This window comes from Aeromonas popoffii (assembly GCF_000820025.1).
Taxonomy (GTDB): domain Bacteria; phylum Pseudomonadota; class Gammaproteobacteria; order Enterobacterales; family Aeromonadaceae; genus Aeromonas; species Aeromonas popoffii.
The window spans coordinates 4,334-7,152 of the sequence record NZ_CDBI01000099.1 but is presented as its reverse complement, the minus strand read 5'-3'; the positions used below and the strand labels follow the sequence as shown (position 1 = coordinate 7,152).

At 55.7% G+C, this 2,819-nt stretch carries 5 protein-coding genes; all 5 read left to right on the top strand.

Annotation, left to right across the window (positions count from 1 at the left end; genetic code table 11):
• Positions 1-354, top strand: a 354-nt coding sequence (locus BN1129_RS20985; protein WP_042039216.1) for an HAD-IA family hydrolase, incomplete at its 5' end; no start/stop codon positions are given.
• A gap of 39 nt (positions 355-393) precedes the next feature.
• On the top strand, positions 394-1,398 hold the full coding sequence (gene trpS / locus BN1129_RS20980) for a tryptophan--tRNA ligase (protein WP_042039215.1): 1,005 nt from the start codon (positions 394-396) through the stop codon (positions 1,396-1,398).
• 124 nt (positions 1,399-1,522) lie between these two features.
• Positions 1,523-1,738, top strand: coding sequence for a hypothetical protein (locus tag BN1129_RS20975; RefSeq protein ID WP_042039214.1), 216 nt, complete (start codon positions 1,523-1,525; stop codon positions 1,736-1,738).
• Positions 1,739-1,759: 21 nt separating this feature from the next.
• Entirely contained in the window at positions 1,760-2,341 is a 582-nt protein-coding gene (locus BN1129_RS20970) for an aminodeoxychorismate synthase component II (RefSeq protein ID WP_042039213.1), read from the top strand.
• Positions 2,342-2,618: 277 nt separating this feature from the next.
• Positions 2,619-2,819 (top strand): aminotransferase class III-fold pyridoxal phosphate-dependent enzyme (locus BN1129_RS20965; protein ID WP_042039212.1); only part of this gene is annotated, 201 nt, incomplete at its 3' end.

Here is a 2,819-nt window from a genome sequence, read left to right as displayed (position 1 = left end):
AAGCTCGGTTACCTGCAGGCCGTCGTGACCAACAAGCCGAGTCACTTCGTGCAGCCCATCCTGGATGCCCTCGGCATCAGCGACTGTTTCGCGCTCTGGCTGGGTGGCAACTGTGTTCCCGTTAAAAAACCCAGCCCGGATCCGCTGCTGCATGCCTGCCACGAGCTGGGCGTCAGCCCGTCGCGGACCCTGATGGTGGGTGACTCCGAGAATGACGTGCTGGCCGCGCAGGCCGCCGGCATCAAGGTGGTGGGATTGACCTATGGCTATAACTATGGCCGCCCCATTGCAGATTCCCGCCCGGACTGGGTATGCGAGCAGTTTGCCCAACTCGATGCACTCTTGGCCGAATAAGGCTGCCGAGCTGGCCGAATAACAAGGATTAACACTCTCATGACTAAACCTATCGTACTGAGCGGGGCCCAACCCTCGGGTCAGCTGACCATCGGCAACTACCTGGGGGCCCTGCGTCAGTGGGTCAATATGCAGGATGACTTTGACTGCCTTTACTGCATCGTCGACCTGCATGCCATCACCACCCGCCAGGAGCCAGCCGCCCTGCGCAAGGCGTGTCTCGATGCCGCCGCCCTCTATCTGGCGGTGGGGATCGATCCCAAGAAGAGCACCGTCTTCATCCAGTCTCACGTACCACAGCACGCCGAACTTGGCTGGATCCTGAACTGCTACACCCAGATGGGCGAGCTGTCGCGCATGACCCAGTTCAAGGACAAGTCCGCCCGTTTCGAGAACAACGTCAACGTCGGTCTGTTTGGTTATCCGGTGCTGATGGCTGCCGATATCCTGCTCTATCAGGCCAATCAGGTACCGGTCGGCAACGATCAGAAGCAGCATCTGGAGCTGACTCGCGACATCTGCACCCGGTTCAACAATCTGCACGGCGAGGCGTTCACTCTGCCAGAGCCCTTCATCCCTACCGACGGGGCACGGGTGATGAGCCTGCAGGATCCGACCAAGAAGATGTCCAAGTCCGATGACAACGAGGCCAACTTCATCGGTCTGCTGGAAGATCCCAAGCAGATTGTCAAGAAGATAAAGCGTGCCGTGACCGACTCCGACGAGCCGGCGGTGGTGCGGTTCGATCCCCAGAACAAGCCGGGGGTCTCCAACCTGCTGACCCTGATGTCCGGGGTAACCGGTCGCTCCATCCCCGAGTTGGAGCAGCACTTTGAAGGCAAGATGTACGGCCACCTCAAGACCGAGACTGCCGAGGCTGTCGTTGCCTTGCTGGAGCCTATTCAGGCGCGCTTTCGCGAGTTGCGTCAGGATGAAGCTCATCTGCAAACAATTTTGGCGGCAGGTGCACAAAAGGCACGGGAAAGGGCTGAAAAAACCCTGACCAGGGTATATGATGTCATCGGCTTTGTTCCTCGAGCCTGACATACTGGGAAGGTGTAGTAGAAGAGAGCTGGGTATTTGCCTAGCTTTCTTTGTTTTTACCCGACCTGCTATTTGTTAATTCATCTTCCAATTTCAAACGCGGGCTTTTGCCCCAAGAGTAAGCATGTCTGTCGAATCCAATATCATGATTGAAGAGCTGGGTGACAAAGGTCACTGGCTGCGTAAATTTCGCAAGGCCAAGAACCTCAATACTCTGCAGCTGATGGTCTCCAACGCCATCGACAAATACCACAAGACCCCTGCCATCGCCGCCGCCATCTATCTGGCCGAATGCCAGCGCGAGCGTGAAATGGAACAGGGTCGTTATCTGGATCGTTAATTCTCTGTCTCTGGTTACCCCATGCTGTTGCTGATTGATAACTACGACTCCTTTACCTGGAACCTGGTGCAGTATTTTGGCGCTCTGGGGCAAGAGGTGGTGGTGAAGCGCAATGATGAATTGACGCTGGATTCTATCGCGCAGCTCTCCCCCCGTTATCTGGTGATCTCCCCCGGCCCCTGCACGCCCAATGAGGCGGGCATTTCCCTTGCGGCCATCAGCCGCTTTGCCGGTCAGCTCCCTATCTTGGGTGTCTGTCTCGGCCATCAATCCCTGGCGCAGGTCTTCGGGGCCCAAGTGGTGCGTGCCCGTCAGGTGATGCATGGCAAGACGTCGCTCATCCGCCATCAGGGGCAGGGTGTATTTCGCGGTCTGAACGATCCGCTGCGGGTCACCCGTTATCATTCGTTGATCGTGGATCAGGGCACACTGCCCGACTGTTTCGAGATCACCGCCTGGAGCGAGCACGCCGATGGCTCTTTTGACGAGATCATGGGCTTGCGCCATAAGCAGTTGAATATAGAGGGAGTTCAGTTCCATCCGGAGAGCATCCTGAGCGAGCAGGGCCACCAATTGCTGGCCAATTTTTTAGCAACTTCCTGAATCGTTGTGATCGGCTTCCCAGAATCGACATGAAGCCAAAAATATTTTCCCTGACACTTTATTCACCCCCCTCCCTGTCCAAATTATCTCTTGCCAATACCCCCTGAGCCGTTATGCAATGCGGTTGCCTAAAATCTCACAGGCAATCGAACATTGTTCCCTGTAACTCGTGTTGTTGCAGACTTTTAGCTTTTTTTCTGTGACAATGCCGATGTGTTTACATGGATTTAACTTTTGGGCGGTGGATTATTCTGTCGCCAGATCGAAGGAGAGCAATATGTCAGAGTTGTTGGCAGTGACACGTGAAGTGTTTGATGAAGTGATGGTTCCCAACTATGCGCCCGCCAAGATCATCCCGGTGCGTGGTGAAGGGTCACGTGTCTGGGATCAGGAAGGCCGTGAGTATGTCGATTTTGCCGGCGGGATAGCCGTCAATGGTCTCGGCCATTGCCATCCCAAGCTGGTCGAAGCGCTGAAA